General features: G+C 50.6%; 23 protein-coding genes. 16 read left to right on the forward strand and 7 right to left on the reverse strand.

Annotated elements, in window-relative coordinates; genetic code table 11:
* Positions 1-67 precede the first annotated feature (67 nt).
* Together FPE01S_RS05995 and FPE01S_RS06000 are read left to right on the forward strand one after the other, a co-directional pair.
* The gene (locus FPE01S_RS05995; RefSeq protein ID WP_046367900.1) at positions 68-2,221 is read left to right on the forward strand and encodes a S9 family peptidase; all 2,154 of its coding nucleotides are present in this window, start codon (positions 68-70) and stop codon (positions 2,219-2,221) included.
* Between the two features lie 82 nt (positions 2,222-2,303).
* Positions 2,304-4,709: a hypothetical protein gene (locus FPE01S_RS06000; protein WP_157473906.1), complete on the forward strand. Its 2,406-nt coding sequence runs from the start codon at positions 2,304-2,306 to the stop codon at positions 4,707-4,709.
* Here the strand turns inward: FPE01S_RS06000 and FPE01S_RS06005 are convergent.
* Positions 4,706-5,287, reverse strand: a complete 582-nt coding sequence (locus FPE01S_RS06005) for a hypothetical protein (protein WP_157473907.1) — start codon at positions 5,285-5,287, stop codon at positions 4,706-4,708. The two genes, FPE01S_RS06000 and FPE01S_RS06005, sit on opposite strands and share 4 nt — an antisense overlap.
* Positions 5,288-5,538: 251 nt before the next feature.
* Between FPE01S_RS06005 and FPE01S_RS06010 the strand changes: the two genes are divergently transcribed.
* Both FPE01S_RS06010 and FPE01S_RS06015 read left to right on the forward strand, forming a co-directional pair.
* On the forward strand, positions 5,539-6,897 hold the full coding sequence (locus FPE01S_RS06010; protein WP_046367903.1) for a hypothetical protein: 1,359 nt from the start codon (positions 5,539-5,541) through the stop codon (positions 6,895-6,897).
* 346 nt (positions 6,898-7,243) lie between these two features.
* Complete coding sequence (locus tag FPE01S_RS06015; protein WP_046367904.1) at positions 7,244-7,669, forward strand: hypothetical protein; 426 nt, start codon at positions 7,244-7,246, stop codon at positions 7,667-7,669.
* A gap of 620 nt (positions 7,670-8,289) precedes the next feature.
* Here FPE01S_RS06015 and rbp read toward each other — a convergent pair.
* Positions 8,290-8,604, reverse strand: a complete 315-nt coding sequence (rbp, locus tag FPE01S_RS06025) for an RNA-binding regulator (protein WP_046367906.1) — start codon at positions 8,602-8,604, stop codon at positions 8,290-8,292.
* 156 nt (positions 8,605-8,760) lie between these two features.
* Positions 8,761-10,035, reverse strand: a complete 1,275-nt coding sequence (locus FPE01S_RS06030; RefSeq protein ID WP_245623949.1) for a TCR/Tet family MFS transporter — start codon at positions 10,033-10,035, stop codon at positions 8,761-8,763.
* Positions 10,036-10,109: 74 nt separating this feature from the next.
* Here FPE01S_RS06030 and FPE01S_RS06035 point away from each other — a divergent pair, with 74 nt between their 5' ends.
* Genes FPE01S_RS06035 through pgl form a run of 4 tightly spaced genes read left to right on the forward strand, consistent with a single transcriptional unit; the run spans position 10,110 to position 15,167 of the window.
* Positions 10,110-11,438 carry a sugar MFS transporter gene (locus FPE01S_RS06035; RefSeq protein ID WP_083990144.1) on the forward strand — a complete coding sequence of 443 codons (1,329 nt, stop codon included), beginning with the start codon at positions 10,110-10,112 and terminating at the stop codon, positions 11,436-11,438.
* A gap of 38 nt (positions 11,439-11,476) precedes the next feature.
* On the forward strand, positions 11,477-12,886 hold the full coding sequence (gene gnd / locus FPE01S_RS06040) for an NADP-dependent phosphogluconate dehydrogenase (protein ID WP_046367908.1): 1,410 nt from the start codon (positions 11,477-11,479) through the stop codon (positions 12,884-12,886).
* A gap of 18 nt (positions 12,887-12,904) precedes the next feature.
* Complete coding sequence (zwf, locus tag FPE01S_RS06045) at positions 12,905-14,422, forward strand: glucose-6-phosphate dehydrogenase (RefSeq protein ID WP_046367909.1); 1,518 nt, start codon at positions 12,905-12,907, stop codon at positions 14,420-14,422.
* Positions 14,423-14,432: 10 nt separating this feature from the next.
* On the forward strand, positions 14,433-15,167 hold the full coding sequence (gene pgl / locus FPE01S_RS06050; RefSeq protein WP_046367910.1) for a 6-phosphogluconolactonase: 735 nt from the start codon (positions 14,433-14,435) through the stop codon (positions 15,165-15,167).
* Between the two features lie 5 nt (positions 15,168-15,172).
* On the opposite strand, the gene FPE01S_RS06055 is transcribed toward pgl, so the two are convergent.
* The 3 genes from FPE01S_RS06055 to FPE01S_RS06065 are packed head-to-tail and all read right to left on the reverse strand — an operon-like array spanning position 15,173 to position 17,907.
* The gene (locus FPE01S_RS06055) at positions 15,173-15,586 is read right to left on the reverse strand and encodes a Dabb family protein (protein ID WP_052955542.1); all 414 of its coding nucleotides are present in this window, start codon (positions 15,584-15,586) and stop codon (positions 15,173-15,175) included.
* Between the two features lie 53 nt (positions 15,587-15,639).
* On the reverse strand, positions 15,640-17,436 hold the full coding sequence (locus FPE01S_RS06060; protein ID WP_046367911.1) for an acyl-CoA dehydrogenase FadE: 1,797 nt from the start codon (positions 17,434-17,436) through the stop codon (positions 15,640-15,642).
* Between the two features lie 30 nt (positions 17,437-17,466).
* A complete protein-coding gene (locus tag FPE01S_RS06065) occupies positions 17,467-17,907 on the reverse strand; it encodes a MarR family winged helix-turn-helix transcriptional regulator (RefSeq protein WP_046367912.1) in 441 nt (146 codons plus the stop codon).
* Positions 17,908-17,983: 76 nt separating this feature from the next.
* Between FPE01S_RS06065 and FPE01S_RS06070 the strand changes: the two genes are divergently transcribed.
* Genes FPE01S_RS06070 through FPE01S_RS06080 form a run of 3 tightly spaced genes read left to right on the forward strand, consistent with a single transcriptional unit; the run spans position 17,984 to position 21,070 of the window.
* Positions 17,984-18,835 carry an alpha/beta fold hydrolase gene (locus tag FPE01S_RS06070; RefSeq protein WP_046367913.1) on the forward strand — a complete coding sequence of 284 codons (852 nt, stop codon included), beginning with the start codon at positions 17,984-17,986 and terminating at the stop codon, positions 18,833-18,835.
* Positions 18,835-19,992, forward strand: coding sequence for a glycosyltransferase (locus tag FPE01S_RS06075; protein WP_046367914.1), 1,158 nt, complete (start codon positions 18,835-18,837; stop codon positions 19,990-19,992). Before FPE01S_RS06070 ends, FPE01S_RS06075 begins: the two co-directional genes overlap by 1 nt.
* A 10-nt stretch (positions 19,993-20,002) precedes the next feature.
* Complete coding sequence (locus FPE01S_RS06080) at positions 20,003-21,070, forward strand: ABC transporter permease (protein WP_046367915.1); 1,068 nt, start codon at positions 20,003-20,005, stop codon at positions 21,068-21,070.
* A 13-nt stretch (positions 21,071-21,083) separates the two neighbouring features.
* On the opposite strand, the gene FPE01S_RS06085 is transcribed toward FPE01S_RS06080, so the two are convergent.
* Positions 21,084-21,551, reverse strand: a complete 468-nt coding sequence (locus FPE01S_RS06085) for an Lrp/AsnC ligand binding domain-containing protein (protein ID WP_046367916.1) — start codon at positions 21,549-21,551, stop codon at positions 21,084-21,086.
* Positions 21,552-22,646: 1,095 nt separating this feature from the next.
* Between FPE01S_RS06085 and FPE01S_RS06095 the strand changes: the two genes are divergently transcribed.
* The 5 genes from FPE01S_RS06095 to FPE01S_RS06110 all read left to right on the forward strand — a co-directional run bounded on the left by FPE01S_RS06095 (position 22,647) and on the right by FPE01S_RS06110 (position 25,159).
* Positions 22,647-23,312: a porin family protein gene (locus tag FPE01S_RS06095; protein ID WP_052955543.1), complete on the forward strand. Its 666-nt coding sequence runs from the start codon at positions 22,647-22,649 to the stop codon at positions 23,310-23,312.
* 124 nt (positions 23,313-23,436) lie between these two features.
* Positions 23,437-23,781 carry a hypothetical protein gene (locus FPE01S_RS06100; RefSeq protein ID WP_046367918.1) on the forward strand — a complete coding sequence of 115 codons (345 nt, stop codon included), beginning with the start codon at positions 23,437-23,439 and terminating at the stop codon, positions 23,779-23,781.
* Between the two features lie 16 nt (positions 23,782-23,797).
* Positions 23,798-24,547: a tRNA (guanosine(46)-N7)-methyltransferase TrmB gene (gene trmB, locus FPE01S_RS06105; protein WP_046367919.1), complete on the forward strand. Its 750-nt coding sequence runs from the start codon at positions 23,798-23,800 to the stop codon at positions 24,545-24,547.
* Complete coding sequence (locus FPE01S_RS25370; protein WP_072053957.1) at positions 24,544-24,765, forward strand: C1orf53 family protein; 222 nt, start codon at positions 24,544-24,546, stop codon at positions 24,763-24,765. The genes trmB and FPE01S_RS25370 overlap by 4 nt, the downstream gene beginning before the upstream one ends.
* The gene (locus FPE01S_RS06110; RefSeq protein WP_083990145.1) at positions 24,725-25,159 is read left to right on the forward strand and encodes an MGMT family protein; all 435 of its coding nucleotides are present in this window, start codon (positions 24,725-24,727) and stop codon (positions 25,157-25,159) included. Before FPE01S_RS25370 ends, FPE01S_RS06110 begins: the two co-directional genes overlap by 41 nt.
* Positions 25,160-25,161 lie beyond the last annotated feature (2 nt).

Genomic DNA, 25,161 nt, shown 5'->3' on the forward strand with positions numbered 1-25,161 from the left:
AGGTACGTTATCAGGGATGGGCCTGATTCTGGAAAAAATATAGGATATTGATGGCAAAGGCCTCCGCATGAGAATTTTGTCCTCCACCCTGCTTTCGGTGGTTTTATTGATCTGCCTGGATATTACCATGGCGCAAAGCCCTGTTCAGTTGTCCGATATGCTGCGCATCCAGCAGGCCGGCAGCGTGATTATTTCCCCCGATGGCACCCAGGCTTACTATACGGTAACGACCATCGAACCGGACGCCGAAAAGAAATGGGAATACCAGTATCAAACCCAGCTGTGGACCATCCCGGTCTCAGGTAGCGGAGCCGCCCGGCAACTTACCGCCGGCCGGGAATCAGTTTCACAGCCGGCCCTCAGCCCCGACGGCCGCCAGATTGCCTTTGTGCGCCAGGCAGACGGCAAGTCCCAACTGTTCCTGCTTCCCCTTTCAGGTGGTGAGGCGATACAACTGACCCGTGGCAAATATGCTGCCTATAATCCTGTCTGGAGCCCCGATGGCCGCCAGCTGGCATTCGTCAGTTCGATTCCCTGGAAAGATTTTGCCAACGACAGTGCCGTCAACAAAGGCACCCGGCAACCGGAATGGCCGATGGAAAAGCCGGGAAATGACAGCAGCTATCTCCTTTCTTCCACCGTCATCCCTAATCCTGATGGTTCCCTCGCGGAAGTACGCGCCTGGCTGCAGCTCAATGAAAAGGATAAAAAAGCCAAGGTGATCAATCGGCTTGATTTCCAGGAAGAATCCACCACCTCAGGTGACCTGAATGTAAACCAGGTATTCATCACCGACATCCGTAACCCCCAGCCAAAACAAATCACCTCAGGATTCAATTCCTGGTCCAATCCGCAGTTCCTCAATAACCAGGTGCTTCTTGTTTCCGGTAAGGCGGATCAGCACAAGCACCCGGACAGGGTAATGGCCATGGGCATCTATAGTGTCCGCACAGATGGCACAGGCCTTTCTCCCTTTCTCGTGAAAATCGGCTACTCGTATTCGTTGGCGACGATATCCCGCAGCGGCAAATGGATCGCAGTACTGCACAACAATCCCGATACCCTTTCCATCCCGGCTTTATCCATCCTCCCCGCCAATGGCCGGGAAGCTGATCTTATCCCGGTTCCGGTTGATCGCGCCAAAGGCAGTCTGTCCTGGCGCGGCGATACCCAGCTGTTCGGCACGCTCCAAAGCAACGGTGGCATCACCCTGTTCCAATACGATATCAGTTCCCGCAAACTCACCCGGTTCGGTGCAGCTGATGAGGGGGTTAACCAGCTGGCAGTTGGCAACAGTAACCTGCTGTACAGCAAAACCAAAATCGCAGATCCTTCAGAACTTTATATCAGTGACCTGCAGGGTCAAAAGGAGAAAATGCTCACCCGCCTCAATTCCGGGTGGCTGGCCCAGCGCCGCCTGAGTATTCCGCAAAAACATGAGTTTCTGAACAACAGGGGTCAGACAATTGAATATTGGGTGATGAAACCGCTGGCAGCTGCCGAAGGAGCGCCTGTGGATGGGCGTTACCCTTTACTGCTGCAGATCCACGGTGGCCCTACGGCTATGTGGGGACCCGGAGAGAACAGTATGTGGCATGAATTTCAATACTGGTGTGCAAAGGGCTATGGGGTAGTATACGCCAACCCCCGGGGATCCGGTGGGTATGGCGTTGATTTCATGCGTGCCAATTCCGGCGACTGGGGAGCAGGACCGATGAGTGATGTATTAACGGCACTTGATAAAACCGTTGCGGAAGGCTGGGCTGACACCAGCAGGCTCTTCCTGAGTGGCGGCTCCTATGCCGGATACCTCGGAGCCTATATCCTCGGGCACGACCATCGCTTCCGGGCCGCCTGCAGCCAGCGGGGGGTGTATGACCTGCAAACCTTCTTCGGGGAAGGCAATGCCTGGCGCCTCGTTCCCTGGTATTTCGGCGGTTATCCCTGGCAACCGGCTGTCAAAAGCCTGCTGGATAAGGAGTCCCCGATTTCCTATGTGGATCAGATCACTACACCTTACATCATTTTTCATGGCGAGAACGATCTCCGCACAGGGGTGATCCAAAGCGAACAACTCTATAAAAGTCTTAAAGTGCTGCAACGCCCGGTAGAATATGTGCGGCATCCGGGCGCAACCCACGAGATCACCCGCAGTGGCAACAACCGGCAACGCCTGGACCAGTTGCTGCGCACATGGGAATTTTTTGAACGGTTTCGTTAAAACCGGTAAAAGGCTTCCTGAATTAAAAAAATGAAGGAAATTGCTCCTTCAACCCGTGAACAGCACAATTGGCGAACAGCGTATGCGTAAAATTCTCCTTCTCACCGGAATAGTCTTCGCAACAGTATGGTCCAGTACCCAGGCTCAGGGCATCGATTCCCTGCTCAACAAACTGGAAACACAGTATCCCCAGGAAAAACTGTACCTGCACTACGACAAGAATGCCTATAATCCGGGCGAGACCATCTGGATCAAGGCCTACCTGACGGCAGCCAATATGCTGTCCAACATCAGCAAAAACGTTTATACTGAATTGGTAGACGGAAAGGGCAAAGTACTGCAGCGCAAGATCACACCCGTCGTGATGGCTGGTGCTGCCACTTCGGTAGACATTCCCGCTTCCTTTGCAGATACCGTAGTGTATGTTCGCGCCTATACCAGCTGGATGCTGAATTTTGATCCCGATTTCCTCTATAGCAAGGCAATACCGGTCATCAGCAAAACACCTCCGGCCAAAAAAACCGTAGCGCCCAATCCCGGCCGCGTGACCTTTTTCCCCGAAGGCGGTGACCTGATCGAAGGCCTGCCTTCCCGCGTTGCCTTCCGTTTTGAAGACACCCGCGGACTGCCACTTGCGCTTTCCGGTGAAGTACAGAGCAGTAAGGGGGAATCGATTGCTAAATTCAAGAGCGTTCACGATGGACTCGGCTATTTTGATCTGACGCCACAGCCAGGTGAAACCTATACTGCCCTCTGGAAAGACGCTGCCGGCAAGCCTCAAAAAACAACCCTCCCGGCTGCAAGGCCCCAGGGGATTGTTCTTGAAGTGTCCAACACCGCTTCCGGTATTCAGTTCACCGTAAAACGCCGCCCCGATGCCCCCGCGGAATTGCAGGCCCTCCAGATTGTCGCCCAGGAACAACAACAGATGGTTTACCAGGCGAAACTCAATATGGCGAAAACAGAATCCGTACGGGCCGCAATACCCACAGACAATCTGGCATCGGGCATTGTGCAGCTGACTGTCCTGACCCATGACAATAAGCCGCTGGCCGAGCGGATCGTTTTCGTGAACCACCAGGATTACTACTTTATTACCGACGTTAATGCCCAGGTGAAGGGACTTGACAAACGCGCGAAAAATGTGATCCAGGTAGATGTTCCGGACACCATCGTCTGCAACCTTTCCATCGCGATCACCGACGCCGGACTGAACCCTGCCCAACCCCAGGATGAAGACATCTATTCACATATCCTGCTTACCGGCGATCTGAAAGGTTACATCCATAATCCCGGATATTATTTTTCCAGCGAAGCTGACTCCGTTCAGCAACACCTTGACCTGGTCATGATGTCCAATGGCTGGCGCAGGTTCAAATGGGAAGATGTGGTTGCGCAAAAATGGCCTGCCATCAAATACATGCCCGACAATTATGTTTCAGTAGTGGGAAATATCAGCGGGTTGAATAAATCTGAACTGGTACAGCGGGAGATCACTGGTATCCTGGTGATGAAAAGTGAGGGACAGGATATTCTCCAGATCCCGGTGAGCCGGGAAGGCAAGTTCGGCATTGAGGGTATGCTGTTTTATGACACTGCCAAGCTTTATTACCAGTTCGCCGACGACAAGAATAAAGTATTGACCGACAAAGCAGTATTTGATATCAAAAACAGCTTTATCAACCAGATCAGCATCTTTAAACCAGACAGCAATCAGTTTCTCACGGTGCCGCGATTCAGCAACGATGTACTGACCCGCAACCGTGATATGAACCAGATGAATACCCTGCTGGCAGACAGCAAACTCAAGGTAAAGACGCTACAGGGAGTAACGGTAACGGCCAAGGGTAAATCCAAAAAAGATCAGCTGGATGAACAATACACTTCAGGATTGTTCAGGGGTGGCGACGGCTACACGTTTATCACCGAAGACGATCCTTCGGCTGTCGGTTCAATGACCGTGTTGCAGTACCTGCAGGGAAAAGTTGCCGGACTGAATATTACCGGCGCGGGTACGAATATGTCCATGAGCTGGCGGGGCGGTACACCCTCGTTGTTTTATAATGAAATGCCAGGAGACGTGCAGCTCATCCAGAACCTGAACATGAATGATGTGGCCATGATCAAAGTATTTCGTCCGCCTTTCTTCGGAGCAATGGGCGGCGGAAGTGGTGGCGCCATTGCCGTGTATACCAAAAAAGGCGCAGCCAATAAGAACGATAATGTAAAGGGACTCAATTTTGCCAAAATTGCCGGTTATGTTCCGGAGAAGCAGTTTTTTTCACCGGACTATTCAAAGCTGGATGAGCCCAACAATGAGCCTGATAACAGGACCACACTCTATTGGAACCCTACCATTTATACGGACAAAAACTCCCGCCGCAACTTTTACACCTTTTACAACAATGACGTGACCCGTAAGATCAGGGTGGTGATTGAAGGCGTGAATGCAGAGGGTAAGCTCACCCATTCGGAGAAAATCTATTAAGCAGGATTGAAAATATCCGCTGCATCAACAAATCCGATCTTGACTATGCTGTTGGGCGAGTCGCTGTGCATCTCCACCATCAGGAAGGAGGGCGTGGATGAATCTTTCAGGTAGAAAAACCAGCGTAGGATCATTGCTTTTGAAACCTTTTCCTGGTAAAATCCAACCAACCGGAAATTTTTGCCCTTGCCTTTAAACTCAGCCTCCCTGGTACGCAACCCGGTTATCATTTTGTCAATATCATATTGCATCACGGGATCAAAGTCAATGAATTTGCCGATAGCCTCATAATTGCAGGAATCAAGCTTTGCAAGCAGTGTCTGTGTGAAATTATAGCGCCAAACAAAAAAGCGCAGTGTATCCATACTGTACTCCCAGGAATGCTCTCCTTTTGGTGAGTTGAGCGTTACGTCAACTGCATCAAAATAATCCCGGCTCTGACCAGACTCGGAAAACCCAACCAGGGCAATTTCGGAAGCCAGCAGGCTCAGCGTAGGATCAAATTCATCCGAAATGGGTATATCACTTTTAAATGAGAGTACCTTTTCCTTCTTTTCCAGGAACTTCCAACTTGTCACTATGTTCAGTTGGAGACTTGGGTGACCCATAAACCTGGCAGTCTTAAGGCATCGCTCCATATCAGACTGGAAGCCAGGGCTATTTTCCCTTTCAGATGAAATACATGCTGCAAAAAAGATAATTGCCGCTAACACGGCAAAATTGCGGATAGGGGTATTGGGATAAGGTGCTGTCATTAATCCAAAATAGAAAAATTGTTTCAATTGATGAATGGCGTCGGCATTTGCCACCAATTGACTACTTTGAAAACATGAAGCCGATTAATTTTATACTGGCCTTGACCTTGCTGGCCGCTTGCGGACAACCGTCCGGCAACTCTTCCACCAGCGACAGCCATATAGCAGCAGATGGCCAAACAACAGCGGAACTGCAGCACCTGGCGGAACAATATGTTCGCTTAGGGCTCACCGTTGGGCTGTATGATGGCGACTTTGTAGACGCCTATTATGGCCCCGACTCACTGAAACCGGCAGCCCGGCCGGTAACAGACAGCGCTTCATTCCCAAAAGACAGCCTGCTGGCTGCCGTTAAGCAGTTATCGCAACAACTGGACAGTGTGCGGCAGAAAACCGCCGGCGGAGACAGCGCCACCAAGATGTTATCGCAAAGAGCCGCCTGGATGCAGTCTCAACTGACTGCATTTGACCGCCGCATCAGGATCTTCTCCGGCGAATTATCCGGCTTTGATGAGGAGTCAAAAGGCCTTTTCGGTGTGGTTGCACCGCAAAAAAGCGAGGCGGAATTAAAAACACTGGTGGCGAAGCTGGACAGTACACTGCCCGGAAAAGGAAATGTCGGCGCTCGGTTTCAGCAGCTGGCCAACCGCTTTATCATCCCGAAAACCAGGCTCGATACTGTTTTCAAAACAGCAATTGCCGAATGCCGCAAGCGCACCCTTCAGCATTATTCCCTCCCCCCTTCTGAAAGTTTCACGCTCGAATATGTAAACAACAAACCCTGGAACGGCTATAACTGGTACAAAGGCAATTACCGGAGCGTGATCCAGATCAATACCGATATCCAGATCTTTATCGACCGGGCCATTGACGTGGGCAGCCATGAAAGCTATCCTGGCCACCATGTCTACAATATGCTGCTGGAAAAGAACCTTTATCGTGATCGCGGCTGGGTGGAGATCTCGCTTTATCCTTTGTTTAGTCCGCAATCGCTAATCGCCGAGGGCAGTGCGAACTATGGCATATCGCTGGTTTTCCCCGGTGAGGAAAAGGTCGCTTTCGCGAGAGAGAAATTGCTGCCACTGGCAGGTTTGGATACCACCGGTATTGCGGCATATTTCAGGGCGCTGGAAATCAAGGACGAGTTGAACTATGCGCGCAATGAGGCGGCGCGGGGACTGATCAACGGGACGATGACGGAAGCCGCGGCAAAGCAGTGGATGATGAGCTATGCACTGATGAACGAAGAAACAGCGGCAAAGTCTGTGAGCTTTATCCGGCGCAACCGCAGTTATGTGATCAATTACAACTATGGAAAAGATCTTGTCAGGCAGTATATCGAAAGGCCAGGTGCTGGTCCCGATGAACGTTGGACGCGCTTTGGCTTGCTCCTGAGCAACCCGGTTACGCCAGGGGAGATGGGTGGTAAGTAGTGTTGGGTTTATTTTTTCTTGCCAGGGGATTCAGGTAGCCCGGTTTTTTTCAAAAGATTTAGTGCGGATTCTCTTTTCCGGATAAAAAACGGATCATTGGAGTAACCCTTCAGCTCTTAATAACAGTCTCACCGCTTCAAAATGGTATACGTCGCAATCTTCATAAGCATCATCATGAATATTTCCGGCAACCTGTCTCATTGAAACTTATAATTAAGAATTTCTATTCACCGGGTAAAGCGTCTTTTCACGGAGATGGCCAAAATGCCCGGCTTGCCCGGGCTTTTTCCCGTTTCCCGGCCTCGCGGGCTGCGCTACCTTAGCCGGAACCTTCAAATAACAACTCTTGAAACAGGTTTCCGCCATATTCCTTGCGATCGTAGTGTTGATGATTACCGCCTGCTCGGGAAATATGATCGAAACATTCTCGCTGGAGGATTTTTCCAGCCAGTGGAGGGTAGTGAAAGGACCCAATAACGTGGGTAACCGGTTCCTTTTCCATACCAGCAATGTAGACAGCATCATGTTCACCGGCGACCTTTCCGCAACCGACCAGAATGGCCCAACCGATTCCGAACTGATCGGCAACTTTATCAAAGACCAGGTGTCCCTGCGGTATTTGCCGGATAACCCTGCCAATGGCTATGTAAATGGTGAAAACCAGGACAAAACCTATGAAGGCATCCTGGACCGGTCTAAAACACCCTATTCCCTGCGGCTGGTCAATAAGGTTGATGGCAGCGATTCCCTCGTAATCGTTCAGCTGAATTGATGCAGAAATTCCAGAAATCCGGATGTGAGCTCCTCTGATTTTGGATTTGGGCTCCTCTGATTTCGGATGTAAAACCCGAATTTATACGGGAGAAGGCCGATTAATTTGAAGTAGAAAGGTACTAGGTAGGTAGTAGGAAGGTACTAGGAAGGTACTAGGAAGGTAAGTCTCTACCTTGGCACCGCGATCCCGGCATCCTGGCAGCAGGGTTTCAAAGTAGTTCAGAAGAAAAGGAAGCGTACTGTATTGCCAGGGGAAAATTAGTACAAGGCAATAGAATGAACAGGAGAGCCAGTTGGGAGAAACTGGTTTCCACGGACCTGGAGATACCGGCAAAAAACATCAACCAGGAATCCGGCTACCTGTCGTGTTCACTTGTCCTGGACCTCATCCAAAATCCCAGCGTTATAAAAAAAAACGCTACAAAGAGGAAAATGACTTCTATGCCCACTTGTGGCCGTTTGATATATCAACAACCCCGCCATAAGATTGTTTTCACCGATTTTGATGGCGTGCCATTGTTCAGGCAGGGTCAGGCAGGAATAAAAAAAACTGCACGCCGACGCGTGCAGTTTGTGCTTTTTGCGACCGGAAAACCGGTAGCATCAGCGAAATTTTGATTACCAGCGATTGTTGCTGTTGCTGTTGCTGAAAGAACGACGATTGCCACCACCGTTGTTGGCAGGACGATCTTCACGGGGTTTCGCTACAGTCACGCGGATAGCACGACCTTCAACGATACCGCCATCCAGTTCAGAGATAGCTTTCTGGGCAGCAGCCTCATCCGGCATTTCTACAAAACCGAAACCACGGCTTTTGTTAGTGAATTTGTCCATGATAACACGGGCAGAGGTAACCTCACCATACTCGGTGAAAAATTCTTTCAGATCTTCGTCTTCAACGTTGAAGCTCAGATTGGAAACGTAAATGTTCATGTTTAATAAAAAAAATAAAAAATAAATGAGCAACAGATTCAGGGAGGGAGATACTGAATAGCAGAAATGCGTAGCAGAATAACTCGATCCAAAGGATCATAACTCAATAGCGCCGCAAAGATACGGTGATTCTAGTTGATATACATTAAGAAAAGCTTAATTCCCACCTTTTGCAGCTTTTTGTAACCTGATTGTCGCATGAAGGCTCCTGTAGGCAAGAATCGAGCTCCCGAGAACCAGTATTGCCGCCATGATAAATGGCGCCCCTGCAAAATGCACGGGCGCGCCTGGTCGGGTAAAAAATGAAAAAAGATTGGTCATCAGCGGTGGCCCGACAATGGAAGTGGCACTCATCAGGCTGGTAAGTGCTCCCTGCAGCTCTCCCTGTTCGTTGGGCGGAACTGCGGAAGAAATGATACCCTGGAGCGCGGGACCTGCAATGCCGCCCAGGCAGTAAATGACCGTAATGGCAAACATCATCCAGCTGGAGGAAGCGAAACCGTAGAGGCAATACCCGGCGGCATAAATCATCAACCCGATATATACACTGCGTTCGTTGCCCAGTTTCGGGATCACCAGCCGGATGAGGCCGCCCTGTACGAGCGCGATCATCAGACCGACAAAACCCAGGGAAATCCCGATCAGCTTTTCGCTCCAGCCGAATTTTTCAATATTGTAGAAGGTCCAGGTGCTCTGCACGGCATGGGCCGAAATATAGACCAGGGTAATGGACAGGATAAGGCCGGCAACAGCGGGGTATTTTTTCAGGTGCGCGAGGGCGCCGAAGGGATTTGCCCGGCTCCATTGAAAGGGACGGCGATGATCAGGCGACAGGGATTCCGGCAGCACCAGGTAGCCGTAAATGGCGTTGAGCACACATAACCCGGAAGCTGCGAAAAACGGTACACGGGCGCCGTACTGTCCAAGCAATCCACCGATCACCGGGCCAATGATGAACCCCAGGCCAAATGCGGCACCGATCAGTCCGAAGTTCTGGGCCCTGTTTTCCGGCGTACTGATATCTGCGATATAGGCAGAGGCTGTGGTGAAACTGGCACCGAAAATGCCGGCGATAATACGTCCCGCGAACAGCCAGTAGATCGTTGGGGCAAAAGCAGTAAGCAGGTAATCGGCACCGAAACCCAACAGCGATAACAATAGAACAGGGCGGCGGCCATAGCGGTCACTCAGGTTGCCGAGGATCGGCGCGCAGAGAAACTGTACAAATGCATAGGCGAACCCCAGCCAGCCCCCATACCGCGAGGCATCGCTGATATTGCCATGTATCAATCCTTCTATCAGCTTCGGAACGACCGGAATGATGATGCCGAGTCCGGTCACATCGATCAACAGGGTAATGAAAATAAAGCTCAGTGCACCTTTCTGATTCCGCGCCATAAACAATTGATAGAAAACGCAAATGTAGATCATGCAAACGATTGTGCGCAGTTTTCCCTATTTTCAACCATCTGCATGCCATAAATTCAACACCACAAATTGACAATATGGCTGCACCAGGAACAAGCGCGACTACCCTTACTGCCCCGGCACCCGCATCAGCGGCAACTACTGTTGAAACAGCTGCCCGCAAACAACAGACTTATGCGATCGTGATCATCGGGATCCTCTTTTTCTGTTTTGGATTCATTACATGGCTTAACAGTACATTGATCCCGTTTTTGAAACTGGCCTGCCAGCTCGAATCTGATCTTCAGGCGTTTTTCGTCACGTTTGCTTTCTATATGGCATATTTCTTCCTGGCGCTCCCGGCCTCCCGGATCTTAAAGTTGACGGGATACAAAAAAGGTATGGCGCTTGGACTTATCATTATAGCCATTGGAAGCCTTGTTTTTATCCCGGCAGCCAACAGCCGTAATTTTGCCTTCTTCCTGACCGGCCTTTTCATACAGGGCACGGGTCTGGCTTTGCTGCAGACAGCATCCAACCCATATATCAGCATTGTTGGTCCCATTGAAAGCGCAGCCAAAAGGATCAGCATCATGGGTATCTGCAACAAGATCGCCGGTGCCCTTAGCCCATTGATACTGGGCGCGATCGTTTTAAAAAATGCACAGCATACCGAAAACCAGCTGGTGCAATCCACTGATCCGGCGGCCAAAGAACTATTGCTGCAGGAACTTGCACAGCGCATCATTCCACCATACATCATCATTGCTGTTTTTCTCATACTGCTGGCTGCACTGATCTACTATTCGAAACTACCTGAGATTGCTGCCGAAGAAAACCAGAAAGATAAAAAGGCCGAACAAACCATCTTTTCATTTCCCCATCTCTGGCTGGGTGTACTCTGTCTTTTTTTATATGTTGGCGTGGAGGTACTGGCGGGTGACGCGATCGGAACCTATGGAAAGGCCCTCGGCATGAGTCTCGACACTACAAAATACTTTACCAGTTTCACGTTGGCTGCCATGTTGCTGGGTTACGTGGTGGGAATCTTCACCATTCCCCGTTACCTGAAACAGCAGCAGGCATTGCTCTGGTCAGCCATACTGGGACTGCTTTTCAGTGCCGGCATTTATTTCACCGACGGATATGTGTCCGTAACTTTTGTGGCGTTGCTCGGATTGTCAAATGCCCTGATGTGGCCGGCAATATTTCCATTGGCTATCGATGGCCTCGGCAAATTCACCCAAACCGCATCAGCACTCCTGGTAATGGGCATCGCCGGCGGTGCGATTGTTCCGTTGTTGTATAATCACCTTAAGGATAATCTTCAATGGTCGAACCAGTCAGCATTCTTCATCTGTTGCTTCCCGGCATACCTGTACATCCTGTATTACGGAGTTAAGGGTTACAAGGTGGGAAAGGGTTAGCCTTCTTTCCTTAACTTTGACGTCCTCAAGGTAAACCAATGGACGAACTAACTTATGATTTCGGAATGGTAGGCCTGGGCGTTATGGGACGCAACCTCCTTCTGAATGTAGCCGATCATGGCTTCAAGGCAATCGGATTTGACAAAGACCCTCAGAAAACAGCAGACTTCGAAAAAGCAGCCAGCCCCGGTACTACCGTAAAGGGAGTGAATACGCTGGAAGAAATGGTTTCCCGCCTTTCCACACCGCGGAGGATCATGATCCTCGTTCCCGCCGGTAAACCCGTGGATGATGTGATTGAAAGCCTGTTGCCGCTGGTCAGTGCGGGCGATATCATTATTGATGGCGGCAATACTTACTATACAGATACCCTTCGCCGTTACCAGTACCTGCAGCCGAAGGGACTTCACTTCATTGGCATCGGTGTGTCGGGTGGTGAAGAAGGCGCAAGATTCGGCCCGAGCATGATGCCGGGCGGCAATACCGAAGCCTGGGAACACCTTAAGCCGGTGTTGCAGTCCATCGCCGCCAAAGTAAACGGCGAACCCTGTGTCGACTACATGGGCAAGGGTGCGGCCGGTCACTTTGTGAAGATGGTGCATAACGGGATCGAATACGCGATCATGCAGCTCATCTGCGAAACCTATGACCTGCTGCACCGCGGTGCCGGTTATTCCAATGAACAGCTACAGGAAGTCTTTTCCCGGTGGAACACCGGTGAACTGCAATCCTACCTGATAGAGATCACGGCCGATATCTTTAAGGTGAAAGATCCGGAAACCGGAAATTTCCTCGTGGATATGATCCTTGACCGCGCCGGCGCGAAGGGAACCGGTAAATGGACCACCCAGATCGCCATGGATATGGGAGTTGCTATCCCTACCATTGACATGGCAGTGACCATGCGGAATATCTCCGCGATCAAAGAGCAACGCGTGAAGGCCTCGGGGCTGCACGACAGGCCCAATGCCGGAACAGCTGACTTCAGGTCGCTGGAAGAAGACTGCAAAAAAGCATTGTTTACGGCCATCATCCTCAGTTATGTACAGGGAATGGCGATGCTGCATACCGCTTCCATCGACCTGGATATGCAGATCCCGCTGCAGAATGCCGTGAAAGTATGGCGCGGCGGATGCATCATCCGTTCAACCCTCTTGGAAACATTTTACACCGCATATCAGAAGAACCCGCAAACGCCCAATCTCCTGCTCGATGACACCATTGCCGCGCTTGTCAAAGCGAACCTTCCGTCGCTCAGAAAGGTTATACAAATGGCAGCTGCCAACGGATTCCCTGCCGGCGGCCACATGAATGCGCTCACGTACTATGACGCCTATACAACAGCAAGATTACCCCTGAACCTGCTGCAGGCGCAACGTGACTATTTCGGTGCACATACTTATGAGCGCACGGACAAGGAAGGAAAATTCCATACCCAATGGACCTGATCAACATAAACCATTCAAATGTCTTCTAATCATAAACGACCACCTGCATCGCTGATTTTCATCTTCGGTGGCAGTGGCGACCTCAATCACCGCAAACTCTCTCCCGCCCTGTTTAACCTGTTCATTGACGGCTGGATGCCCGAAAAGTTTGATATTGTGGGCATCGGCCGCAGGCCATATGATAACGACAGCTACCGCACGCATCTCTTCAACGGGATCCGCCAGTTCAGCCGCCGTAAGGAAGAACAAAGTGAATTGTGGAAGGATTTCTCACAGAAAGTGACCTATCTGCAAATGGATGCAGAAAAAGACGAGGAATACCAGAAGCTTGCTGAGATCGTAAAAGAAAAAGAGACAGCCTACGGTGAACATCCGAATGTGATCTTCTACCTGGCGGTTGCGCCCCAGCTCGTGCCGGGTATCGTAAGCAAACTCGGTCCCCTTAATATCTGTGCAGATACCAAGTGTACGCGGGTTGTTGTTGAGAAACCTTTCGGACATGACCTGGACAGTGCGCTAGAGCTGAATAAGCTGCTGGCCAGCATGTTCGATGAAAAACAGATCTATCGCATTGATCACTACCTGGGCAAGGAAACCGTTCAGAATATCCTTGCGCTGCGTTTCGCCAATGCCTTGTTTGAACCCATCTGGAACCGCAACTATATTGATCACATCCAGATCACCGCTGCCGAAACCGTAGGTGTGGAGGGACGGGGTGATTTCTATGAAAGCTCCGGCGCGCTGCGTGACATGGTGCAGAATCACATTCTGCAGGTATTGTGCATGGTGGCGATGGAAGCACCGGTGAATTTTGATGCGGATGAGATCCGGAACAAGAAGGTGGATGTGCTGCATGCGATCCGCAAGATTGCCAAGGACGAGGTACACCGGAATGCTGTACGTGGCCAGTATGGTCCGGGCTGGATGAAAGGACAACAGGTGCCCGGTTATCGGCAGGAGAAGAATGTGGCCAGGGAATCCGGTACGGACACATTTGTGGCGGTGAAATTCCATATTGACAACTGGCGCTGGCAGGACGTACCCTTTTATGTGCGCACCGGCAAGCGGATGAACGATAAGGAAACCATCATCACCATCCAGTTCAAAGCAGCGCCGAATTATGCCTTTCCGCCTGAAGCAGCAGATACCTGGAGGCCTAACAGGCTTACCATCAGCATCGCACCGGAAATGGATATCCGCCTGCGTTTCCAGGCCAAGCGGCCGGGACAGGGGGTTTCACTGAGTCCCGTCGATATGATTTTCAGCTATAAGGATGCCTATACTGAACAGGAACCTGAAGCATACGAAACATTGCTGCTGGATGTAATGGAGGGAGATGCCACGTTGTTCATGCGTGAAGACCAGGTAGCCGCCGCATGGAGGCTGATCATGCCGATACTCGAATCGTGGCAGGACCGTGCCCCGGTTGATTTCCCGAATTATTCGCCGGGTTCGTGGGGACCGGAGGATGCAGAAGCCCTGATCGCCCGTGACGGCAGGAACTGGGTAACGCTGCCCGCACCGCACCAGGAATAAAAACCAACTTATGACTCCATCGCTGCACATCTATCCGCAACCGGAAGCAGTAGCGCAGGCTGCCGCATCGTTTATTGCAGAACGCATCAATACCGTATTGCAAAAGCAGGAACGGTTCACCATCGCACTATCCGGCGGCTCAACGCCCAAACGGTTGCATGAACTGCTGGCGGATGCACCTTACCGTGACCAGATCGACTGGAGCCGCCTGCACATTTTCTGGGGTGACGAACGATATGTGCCCCTGGAAGATGAACGCAATAACGGCCGGATGGCTTATGATACCCTGCTGAATCATGTAGCAATCCCCGAAGATCAGATCCACCTGATGCGTACAGACCTTCCGGATCCCAATGCTGCCGCCCGGGCATATGAGCAGCTGCTGCACCGGTATTTTGACGGTCAGCCACACAGTTTCGATCTCCTGATACTCGGAATGGGCGACGATGCACATACGCTTTCACTGTTCCCCGGCACAGAAGTAATTCATGAGATGAAGCGTTGGTGCGCGGCATTTTTCCTGGACAAGCAGGACATGTTCCGCGTGACGATTACACGACCGGTGGCGAATGCATCGGCCTGTATACTGTTCCTGACTACAGGGAAAGCCAAGGCTCCTGCCCTGAAAGAAGTATTGCAGGGCGCGAGAAATATTGAAAAATATCCTTCCCAGTCCATTCAGCCCGTGAATGGAGAATTGCATTGGATCATTGATCAGGCGGCAGCTTCAGAGCTCTCCTCCTGAGCTGATCATGCCGGTTCTACGGAATCATATACCACCACCTTCTGCCAGAGGGGACTGCAGTCATCGATGAACTGATGATGGATCGGATCATTCTGATAACTTTCCTGGTCTGCGGCATTGTCAAAGACCAGTAACCAGGAAACGGCATACGATCGGTCAATTACATCACGATTGGTAGCAGCCGGCACACCAATATGCGACATGCGGATCGTTTTTGCGGAAGCTAGTTTTTTGAGGCCGGCGATCAGCTTTTGTTTGTCCGCCGCGCTGTCCGGTTGCTTTAACCAGAAATACACGTGATGTATGAATTTGTGCGCAAGCTGATTCTCCCAGGTGGCGGAAGAAAATGCGCCAATGCCTCCCATCACAGTAGCCTTACCAGTTTCGGAAATAAATTCCCGACGTGTTTGGGTGTCCATTTCGTTGCTTTAGGTCGCAAAAGCTACGAAAAATTTGATTTTCCAAAAGGAAATTAAAGTGGGTATTTGCCGTCTGCAATTACTTTTTCGGCTATCCTTCGGCGGGCTTCCTTGCTGTTGAATGCTGCCACTTTGGTGAACCGCTTGAGGCCCAGTAACATCATCCGTTGTTCGTCACCTTCGGCAAATGCATTGATGGCATCTTTTCCGAATTTGTTGATCCTGTCGGCCGCATCATAAATATAACTGCGAACGATATCGAGTTCCTGGCGGCAGGCTGCTTCTCCGCGCTGGTCAACCAGCTTCATGACCCGCAGCAGGGCGCTTTCGGCATTATAGGTTGCGATGGCCATGTCAGCCACCAGCATGAGTATTTCCTGTTCCCCTTCAATTTTAGCCATCAGTTTCTGCACTGCGGCGCCCGCTGTGAGCAGGATCGCTTTTTTAAAACCGGCAATCGCTTTTTTCTCAGCTTCAAACGGCTGGTCGTCGCCACTGCCAAAATCCGGGATGCTCATCAGTTCCTTCATTACCGCCATTGCCGGGTTCATCAGGTCAAGTTTCCCCTTCATGGCACGTTTCAGAACCATGTCGACGGTAAGGAGCCTGTTAATTTCATTGGTGCCTTCATAAATCCGGTTGATCCGGCTGTCGCGGTATGCCTTCGAAATCACGTATTCGTCACTGTAACCGTTACCGCCATGGATCTGAACGCCTTCATCCACAACAAAATCAAGTACTTCACTGCCATAAACCTTCAGCATGGCGCATTCAATCGCATATTCCTCGGCTGCACCGAGCAAAGCCTCATTAAACGGTTTGCCGCTGCCTACAAGTTCTATTTCCTTATTGTCGATCCATTTGGAAGTGCGGTAGAGTGCAGATTCGCATACCCATATCTGGATGGCCATTTCAGCCAGCTTGTGTTTGATCGCACCGAAATTGCTGATCGGCTGTTTGAACTGTTCACGGGTCAGCGCATAGGTGAGGCTGATATTGAAGGAACGTTTGGCCCCGCCGAGCGCTGCAGCACACAATTTGAGGCGGCCGATATTAAGAATGTTGAAGGCAATGATATGCCCTTTGCCGATCTCGCCCAGCACGTTTTCAACAGGAACCTTACAGTCCTGGAAGTACAACTGGACGGTGGAGGAACCCTTGATTCCCATCTTGTGTTCTTCCTGGCCCTGGGTAAAGCCCTCCATGCCGCGTTCCACGATAAAGCCGGTGAATTTGTCGCCATCCACCTTGGCAAATACCGTGTACACATCAGCAAAACCACCGTTGGTGATCCAGCATTTTTGTCCGTTGAGGATATAGTGTTTTCCGTCGGCACTGAGTTTGGCCGAGGTCTTCGCACCCAGTGCATCACTGCCGCTATTGGGTTCCGTGAGACCGTAGGCACCCTTCCACTCGCCGGTAGCCAGTTTGGGAATATATTTTGCTTTCTGTTCCGGTGTACCGAAATAAAGGATCGGCAGGGTACCGATTCCGGTATGGGCCGCAACGGCGACGCTGAAGGAAAATCCGCCACCCAGTCCTTCGTTTACCAGCGTTGCTGTAATAAAATCTTTACCCAATCCGCCGTATTCCTCGGGAATCGAAGCGCCGAGAAGTCCCTGCTCACCTGCTTTCGTAACGAGGGAGGGCATCAGTCCCGCTTCCAGTTTGTCGATGCGGTCAAGAATCGGCAACACTTCAGCATCCAGAAATCCTGCACACATATCTTTCACCATCTGCTGTTCTTCGTTGAAGTCTTCCGGAATGAAAGTTTCATACGGAGTACTTTCTTTGATCAGCCATTCACCACCTTTCAGTACGGAAGTTTGTTGTTGTGCTGCGTTTGACATACAATGCGTTTTATATGATAAGAAATCAGATTACCGGAGGTTATCGTATACAATTTGCAATACCTGTTTACAGATCTCAATCTGGTCTGCGGGAACTGTTTCAAGCGCTTCGTTCAGGGTTTCTTCTGCCAGCTCCATGGAAGCATCCTGCATCTTTTTCGCGTCAGCCGTCAGGTAGATCAGGTTCATGCGACGGTCTTCTTTAGAAGAAACACGTCTTACCAGCTTTAGTTTTTCAAGGTTGTCGACCAGCCTGGTGATGCTGGGTTTGTCCCGGAAAGTGGCATTGCACAGTTCCTGCTGGCTGATGCCATCTTCTTTCCAGAGATGGTACAGCACGCTCCATTGTTCAATCGTCAGGTTAAGCTGGGCGCTATTGAATTTCTTCTGCAGCCGCCTGGCAATTGCTGTTGATGCTTTACCAGTAATAAAGCTGTAGAGTTCTCCCCGCTTAAAATGGTTGTTTGGCATATAGTTAGTTAAACAACTAATCGAATGTACAGGTTTTTCCCGACATTGTCAACAGGATTTTCCAAGCATTTTTTGCATGCCTGCGGCCTATCTTCGATCCGGTGAATTCATGGTAATAAACGTTGGAGATAATACTGTTTTCTGTTCTGTATTCGGTTCAGGACCGGAGGACCTGGTATGCCTGCACGGGTATGGCGAAACCGGGGCGTCGTTCAGTCACCTGGCAGCGGAAATCGGACACCGGTACAGGCTGATTTGTCCGGATTTACCGCTTCACGGGAAAACAAACTGGAAAGGAACGGATTTCAGCCAGGTAGACCTTCTACAACTGGTGCAGGGTGTTGTGGCGTCATTGCAGCAACCGGAAATCAGCGGGGCGGCGATCACATTTTCCATTTTGGGCTATAGTATGGGCGGCAGGCTGGCACTTGCCTACGCCGGTCAGCGGGCTGCGGCGCTGAAAGCGGTTTTCCTGATAGCGCCTGATGGCATAATCAGGAATGGCTGGTACTGGTTCAGCACGCAGACGGCAGTTGGCAACCGGATCTTCCGGATGGCTATGACGGATCCGGCGATGCTGTTGAGCAGCATGGCGGTGGCCCGCCGCCTGGGCTGGATGACAGAAAAGAGGCACCGCTTCACCTTATTTTTCCTCGAAGATGAGGAACAGCGGCAGGCGCTGTACCAGCGATGGACCTACTTCCGGCGGATAAGACCGGAGGTGAAAAGGGACCTGGACAATTGCCGCGCAGCGGGAACGACCGTGGTGATTATTGCCGGAGCAAAGGATCCTGTAATTGGTGCTGGAAAAATAAAAAAACATTTGCCGGAGGATAGTGCGGTGTCGGTTCAGGTGGTGGAACACAATCACCGTCTGCTCCAGGAACCAGCTGTTCAGCAGATAGCACAAATCATTTTAACGTCGTGATGATCGGGATACCTGTTATTACACTGTTCCTGCTGGTCCTTTACGGGATCCTGATCGCCTATTATCATAAGGGATGGAAAAAACAACCGGTGTCTGACGCGCCGGAGGCATTTCATCCGCGCACGGCAATCTCGGTGTTGATACCCGTGCGCAATGAATCTGCCAATATTGACGCCCTGATCGAATCGCTCAGAAAACTGGACTACCCGGAATCACTCCGGGAATTTATTATACTGGATGACTTCTCAACAGATGATACTGCGGCGAAACTGGCCGGGGCATGCCTTCCGGGACTTCGGGTAATTCCGCTTGCAAGCATTTTCCCGGAAGGTGCGGATGCTGCGCCAAAGAAGCGGGCGTTGCAATGGGGCGTTGCACAGGCAACCGGTGATTTGATCGTCACCACTGATGGCGATTGCCTGTTTCACCAGGGATGGCTGCGCCAGCTTGCCTGGCAGTACAGCGGTACCAGCATGGCCTCTACCGAAGGCACCGTTTGTGTTGCCGGTCCCGTTATGGTAGTGCCTGGCAACAGTGTGCTGGGCGTATTTCAAAGCCTGGATTTCTCGAGCCTCCAGGGGATCACGGCTGCAGCCGCCGCACTGGGATTTCACAGTATGGGGAATGGTGCCAACCTGGCGTTTTCCAAAACAGCTTTTGTTGCCGTTGGTGGTTACGAAAAGATCAATCAGATTGCATCCGGAGATGATATGTTGCTGATGGCCAAGTTTGCGGAACAATATCCTGACGGGATGCAGTATGCGAAAAGCAGGAAGGCCATTGTGCAAACAGTTGCCGAGCGCTCCTGGCAATTATTTTTTCGTCAGCGCATCCGGTGGGCAAGCAAAGCGCGATTTTACCGGGAGAGAAAACTCTTTTCCGTATTGTTGCTGGTCTATTCGGTTAACCTGATGCTGGTGGTTCACCTGCTTTGGGCGCCCTTCTCACTGACGGCGACCTATTGGCTGGCTGGTTGCTGGGCATTGAAAGTTTTGGTGGAATGGCCGTTCCAGTGGTCGGTAAGCCGCTTTTTTGACAATACCCGCCTGATGATCTGGTTTCCGCTGGTGCAGCCGCTGCATTGGATATATACGGTGATTGCAGGAACGTTTTCACAATTCGGCAGTTATCAATGGAAAGGCAGGAAACTCCGGTAATACTATTTGAATGTTAACCACCTGGCAAAAATTCAGCAGACAGAAACTCGCCGTAGCGGGTACAGGAGTGATTGCCGTGGCTGTATTCATTGCACTTTTTGCGTACTGGCTGGCACCGGACCCCACACCGGACGCCAACAGGATGATTGTTGAGATCGGTGGCCGGAAGCCAGGGTCAGAACAACTATTCCTGTTGCTGCCAAAAGCGGTTCCCCCGGTAGCGGTATCCTGGTGGGAAAGAACCTGGAACGGAAGACCGGATGATGTAAACTACATCCCGATCACCGCATACCGCAAGGCAGGGGATTCGGTTATTGTGGACCGTTATATTGATGAAGGTATCAGCGATCGTTTGGCGATACCCGTTTCAACTTTCCCCAAACCGGCTGAAGAATTTGTTGAAACGCGGCACTTCTGGCTCGGTACGGACAAATACGGCAGGGATATCCTGAGCCGGCTGCTGGTAGGGATACGCGCCAGTTTGCTGGTGGGTGCTATTGCGATGCTGATCTCCCTGACCATCGGATTGATGCTCGGAGCACTGGCCGGATATTATGGTGGCAGATGGGATGATGCGATCATGTGGTTCATCAACGTGATCTGGAGCATCCCTACATTACTGCTGGTATTTGCTATTACTTTTTTACTGGGCAAAGGCTTCTGGCAGGTATTTGTGGCGGTAGGCCTTACCATGTGGGTGAATGTAGCCCGGCTGGTGAGGGGACAAATGATGCAGGTAAAGAAGATGGAATATGTAGAAGCCGCGCGGGTATTGGGATACAGCGACCGCCGCATCATTCTCAAACATATCCTGCCCAATATGTTTGGACCGGTTATGGTTTTGGCGGCATCGAACTTTGCCAGTGCCATGGTGATTGAAGCCGGCCTGAGCTTCCTGGGTGTGGGCGTTCAGCCGCCGCAACCTTCCTGGGGTGGCATGATCCGGGAAAATTACAATTTCATCATTACGAATAATCCCATGCTGGCGCTGGTTCCGGGTATTGCGATCATGCTGCTCGTGTTATCCTTCAATCTGGTGGGCAATGGGATCCGCGATGCACTGGATGTAAAAAGCTGATGACGTTAGTTTGTCAGGGCTGTACCATTACATTGCGGTTCAGGCTTTCGTCCAGCGAAATGAAAGTTTCCGTACGCTCTATGCCTTTGATCTTTTGCAGCTGGTCGTGCAGCACATTTCGTAACTGGTTGATGTCTTTGCAGACGATCTCTGCAAAAATGCTGTAGTTCCCGGTAGTGTAGTTCATGCGGACGATCTCGGGGATCTTGCCCAGTTCCCTGGCAACGGTGTCATATAAAGAACTCTTTTCGAGATAAATCCCGATAAAAGCGATGACATCATAACCCAGTAACTTCAGGTCAACACTGAGCCGGGTGCCTTTAACGATACCCATTTCCTGCAGTTTTTTGATGCGAACATGGATCGTACCACCGGAAACAAAGAGCTTTTTGCCCAGATCGGCATAGGAAGTCTCGGCATTTTCCATCATTTCCTGGATAATCTGGTAGTCCAGTTTGTCTAAATTCAATTTGGACGGCATTTTGCAAGCGTATTTTTGATGAATTCCACACTAATATACTATAATTTGAACAATTTCAATTGTTTTGAATTTTTACTTGAATTATTTGCAATGAACTGGTAATTCATTGTATGTTTGCAATGCAAAGTTCTTCGAACGTATACTGTGGGATGATGAAATTTTCGGCAGACATGCCCTCTTGTCTCGGGGGTGGGGATTACCGGATAAACTTAGCCTTCGGGCGAAAGCCAACGGCCCCGTGGAGGTTCGACTCCTCCTCCTACAGCGATTATTTTTTGAGTGTTCTTTATACTGTGGGGTGATGAAATCTTTGGCAGACATGCCCTCTCGTCTCGGGGGTGGGGAGCTCAGGATAAACGTAGCATAGAGCCGACTGGTATTCCAGTTCCGTACAGGAATCGGAATGAAGCCGACCAGGGTTGACCACTAATCTTTGTACTACGGCTAACTGCCCCGTGGAGGTTCGACTCCTCCCCCTACAGCATTTTTAAAATCCCATCCCGTTGATGGGATTTTTTTGTACCGCCATGAACGATTGCGTTGCACACCGCACGATGGGTACATAAATTTTTCTCATGTGTGTGTTTACAGCTGTTAGGTAGCCCTTCAATCTTGAGGGGCTTTTTTTTATCTGATAGTTATCTGATAGCCGTCTAAGCTCCACCCTTCGTTCATCCCTGCAATTTCCGGTGGGTCTTATTTTAGGGGGCGCCTGCTCCGGGTATCACTGAAGCTGCCATCAGGCTGGGTTGAAGCCGGGAAGAGATAAGGAAAGCCCTGACATGACCCTAAGCTGACCCTAAGCTGACCTTGCAATCAACTCACGATCAAAGCTTTAGGAGATTTTCATTTGCGGGGACTCCTTTTTACGTCAGCTTACTGGAATCAACATTGTTTGACGGTTAACCTACCTTCTTCGTGGCTTTACTTCCCCAAACTCCTCATTTCCTGATGCCTGAAACTTAAATATTCACCGAATGCCAAATTGGGCTTTTCGAGTAAACACCACCACAGTTTACGGCTGATCTGCCGGATTTCCGAACCGAACACTGCTGGTGGCACGCGTTTTTGTAATGACCGGCAAAAGACCCACATATGAAAATGAAACAAGTAATCAGTACCGGCATTCTGGCGACCTGCCTTGCAACGGCGGTCTCGGCCCAGGATAACCTGTCGTTTGGACCAACTGCGGGTTTTGGCCATACCTGGCTCAGCAATGCCGAGAACTCCCGGTATCAGCCGGCTGGAAATTTAGGTGTATCCCTCATTTTTAGTCCCGCTACCCACTGGGGTATTGGCGCTGACGCGAAATGGTCAATTGAGGGAAACAAGACGAGTGCCAATGGTATAGATGTCACTAACCGGATCGACTATCTGCGGATACCGCTAAAAGGCATCTATTTCTTTGGTGAATACGGTCAACGCGTTCGTCCGAAACTGGCTTTCGGTCCCACCTTCGGGTTTCTTCTCGGCGGTAAGCAGGAAAGAACCTATATGGATGACGGACATGAAGTAACTGTCAAAACTCCTGTAAAGGACTTCGTGAAATCTTTTGACTTCGGACTCACCGGATCGGCAGGTGTAAATATCCGCCTCCTGGAGAAGACCTGGCTAAACCTCGATCTTGGCTATTACCATGGTTTAACGGATGTGATGGAATCGACAGATGTTGATCAGAAGAACCGGAACCTCAGCATGAATGTCGGACTGACCTTCGGCATCGGCAAGGCGACGGTTGAGAATAGTCCTGCTAACCGATAATGTTATCAAATGACCCTCTGAAACGCCGGTTTTCAAACATAACAGGACCTGTTCCCCCTCGATTGCTGGAGGTGCATGAACAGTGGGGAGCAGGTCCACATTTTTAAACCCTGATGTTAGCGTTATGAAAAAGATCTACTGGAAAATGATTGCGGCTAAACTGAAGTCGTTCACTTTTGCGGCCATCAAGGAAATAAAGGATGCTCCTTTTGAACGGCCTTCCCGCACTGTGGCGAGCCAGGTAAAGCTCAATGAAAAAGGAATACTTACCTGCTGGTCTGACGATCCTGACTTTATCGCCTGCAACCAGGAAAAGCCGCTCCAGATCATGGCGCGCTTTGTGGACAAAGAAAGTGGTGATTACATACAGGTACAGGGTGAATCACAGGTTGCATCTGCAACTCCGGGAGAAGGCGCCCTGCTGCGTATCAGGCTGGATCCTGAAGCAAACTGCCTGATCAAGTCCTAATGCTTAGTTTTGCGCCATGGGTCAGAATAAATTGGCGCGGTTTGAAGCCATCAAGGGCTTTCCGAATGTTTTGCAGTATCCCGAAAAGATGGCAGGTAAATGGCATCTGCAATTTGGCAATGACCATCCCATTACCTTAGAACTTGCCTGTGGCAAAGGCGAATACACAGTAGGTCTTTCCGCCATGTTCCCTGATCGCAATTTTATTGGTGTTGATGTAAAAGGTAACCGTATTTATATTGGAGCGCGGAAATGCCTGGAAGCCGGACAATCCAACGCAGCTTTCCTGCGAACCCAGATCGACCGGATCGCCACCTATTTTGCACCGGGTGAAGTAAAAGAGATCTGGATCACTTTTCCCGATCCACAGTTACGGCGGTCCCGTGCGAAAAAAAGGCTTACCCATCCAAAGTTTCTTCGATTGTATCAGCCTTTCCTTGCCCCCGGCAACATCATACACTTAAAAACGGATAGCCCGGTCCTGTACCGGTTCACGATAGAAGTGATCAATCGGTATGGATTGGAACTGCTGGAGCACAGCGATGATGTTTATCGTCAGGCGGTGATTGAACCGCAGTTAAAGATCAAAACCCATTATGAAGGGCTCGATATTGCCGGCAGCAGTCGCATTCACTATATCCGGTTCTCCCTCCCCGCTACTCCGCTTCCCGATCTTGATGCTGCCTTACAGGAATGGGTATTCGAAAATGAGGAGCCGACCGGCGTGACTCAATCCAGCGAAACCAGCGGGGAACAGGCATTATGAAAACACTGGAAGAAGGCATTGACTTCTACTTCAATGAGCGCGGACTCATGGTGCTGACAGCGAAGTATCACCTGGAAAGAGGTGCCTGCTGCGGCAACGGATGCCTGCATTGTCCTTATGACTATATTCAGGTAGCAGAACCCCGCAGATCAGTCTTGTTAGATCAACGTTTACGCCATGCCAATCAGAAAGACGACACCGGCGAAGCCGGCAGGTAAAAAGTCCGGTTTAAAAAAAGCCGCAAAATCACCGAAAGCTGTATCCACGGCCTTGCCCAAAAAAGACGACACAAACTTCTTTGAGCAGGTATACGCGATTGTTGAACAGGTGCCCAAGGGAAGAGTAACAACCTATGGTGCAATCGCCAAAAGTCTTGGTTCCGGATTATCCGCCCGCATGGTCGGATGGGCTATGAATACCTGTCATGGCGACCCACGTATTCCGGCACAGCGGGTGGTCAACCGCAACGGACAACTCAGCGGCAAGGCTCATTTCGGCACCCCCACCAGGATGCAGGAGCTGCTGGAAAAAGATGGTGTGGCCGTGAAAAATGATACCGTGCAGGATTTTGCGAAGAGGTTCTGGGATCCGGCTATCGAACTGGCTTTATAGGT

Origin of the sequence: Flavihumibacter petaseus NBRC 106054 (genome assembly GCF_000974785.1) — a bacterium.
Classification (GTDB): Bacteria; Bacteroidota; Bacteroidia; order Chitinophagales; family Chitinophagaceae; genus Flavihumibacter; species Flavihumibacter petaseus.

Bases quoted from the DNA above. Each gene is read 5' to 3' on its own strand.
- FPE01S_RS05995 (WP_046367900.1), top strand. From the start codon at position 68: ATGAGAATTTTGTCCTCCACCCTGCTTTCGGTGGTTTTATTGATCTGC.
- FPE01S_RS06000 (WP_157473906.1), top strand. From the start codon at position 2,304: ATGCGTAAAATTCTCCTTCTCACCGGAATAGTCTTCGCAACAGTATGG.
- FPE01S_RS06010 (WP_046367903.1), top strand. From the start codon at position 5,539: ATGAAGCCGATTAATTTTATACTGGCCTTGACCTTGCTGGCCGCTTGC.
- rbp (WP_046367906.1), bottom strand. From the start codon at position 8,604: ATGAACATTTACGTTTCCAATCTGAGCTTCAACGTTGAAGACGAAGAT.
- FPE01S_RS06030 (WP_245623949.1), bottom strand. From the start codon at position 10,035: ATGATCTACATTTGCGTTTTCTATCAATTGTTTATGGCGCGGAATCAG.
- FPE01S_RS06035 (WP_083990144.1), top strand. From the start codon at position 10,110: ATGGCTGCACCAGGAACAAGCGCGACTACCCTTACTGCCCCGGCACCC.
- gnd (WP_046367908.1), top strand. From the start codon at position 11,477: ATGGACGAACTAACTTATGATTTCGGAATGGTAGGCCTGGGCGTTATG.
- zwf (WP_046367909.1), top strand. From the start codon at position 12,905: ATGTCTTCTAATCATAAACGACCACCTGCATCGCTGATTTTCATCTTC.
- pgl (WP_046367910.1), top strand. From the start codon at position 14,433: ATGACTCCATCGCTGCACATCTATCCGCAACCGGAAGCAGTAGCGCAG.
- FPE01S_RS06055 (WP_052955542.1), bottom strand. From the start codon at position 15,586: ATGGACACCCAAACACGTCGGGAATTTATTTCCGAAACTGGTAAGGCT.
- FPE01S_RS06060 (WP_046367911.1), bottom strand. From the start codon at position 17,436: ATGTCAAACGCAGCACAACAACAAACTTCCGTACTGAAAGGTGGTGAA.
- FPE01S_RS06065 (WP_046367912.1), bottom strand. From the start codon at position 17,907: ATGCCAAACAACCATTTTAAGCGGGGAGAACTCTACAGCTTTATTACT.
- FPE01S_RS06070 (WP_046367913.1), top strand. From the start codon at position 17,984: ATGCCTGCGGCCTATCTTCGATCCGGTGAATTCATGGTAATAAACGTT.
- FPE01S_RS06075 (WP_046367914.1), top strand. From the start codon at position 18,835: ATGATCGGGATACCTGTTATTACACTGTTCCTGCTGGTCCTTTACGGG.
- FPE01S_RS06080 (WP_046367915.1), top strand. From the start codon at position 20,003: ATGTTAACCACCTGGCAAAAATTCAGCAGACAGAAACTCGCCGTAGCG.
- FPE01S_RS06085 (WP_046367916.1), bottom strand. From the start codon at position 21,551: ATGCCGTCCAAATTGAATTTAGACAAACTGGACTACCAGATTATCCAG.
- FPE01S_RS06095 (WP_052955543.1), top strand. From the start codon at position 22,647: ATGAAAATGAAACAAGTAATCAGTACCGGCATTCTGGCGACCTGCCTT.
- FPE01S_RS06100 (WP_046367918.1), top strand. From the start codon at position 23,437: ATGAAAAAGATCTACTGGAAAATGATTGCGGCTAAACTGAAGTCGTTC.
- trmB (WP_046367919.1), top strand. From the start codon at position 23,798: ATGGGTCAGAATAAATTGGCGCGGTTTGAAGCCATCAAGGGCTTTCCG.
- FPE01S_RS25370 (WP_072053957.1), top strand. From the start codon at position 24,544: ATGAAAACACTGGAAGAAGGCATTGACTTCTACTTCAATGAGCGCGGA.
- FPE01S_RS06110 (WP_083990145.1), top strand. From the start codon at position 24,725: ATGCCAATCAGAAAGACGACACCGGCGAAGCCGGCAGGTAAAAAGTCC.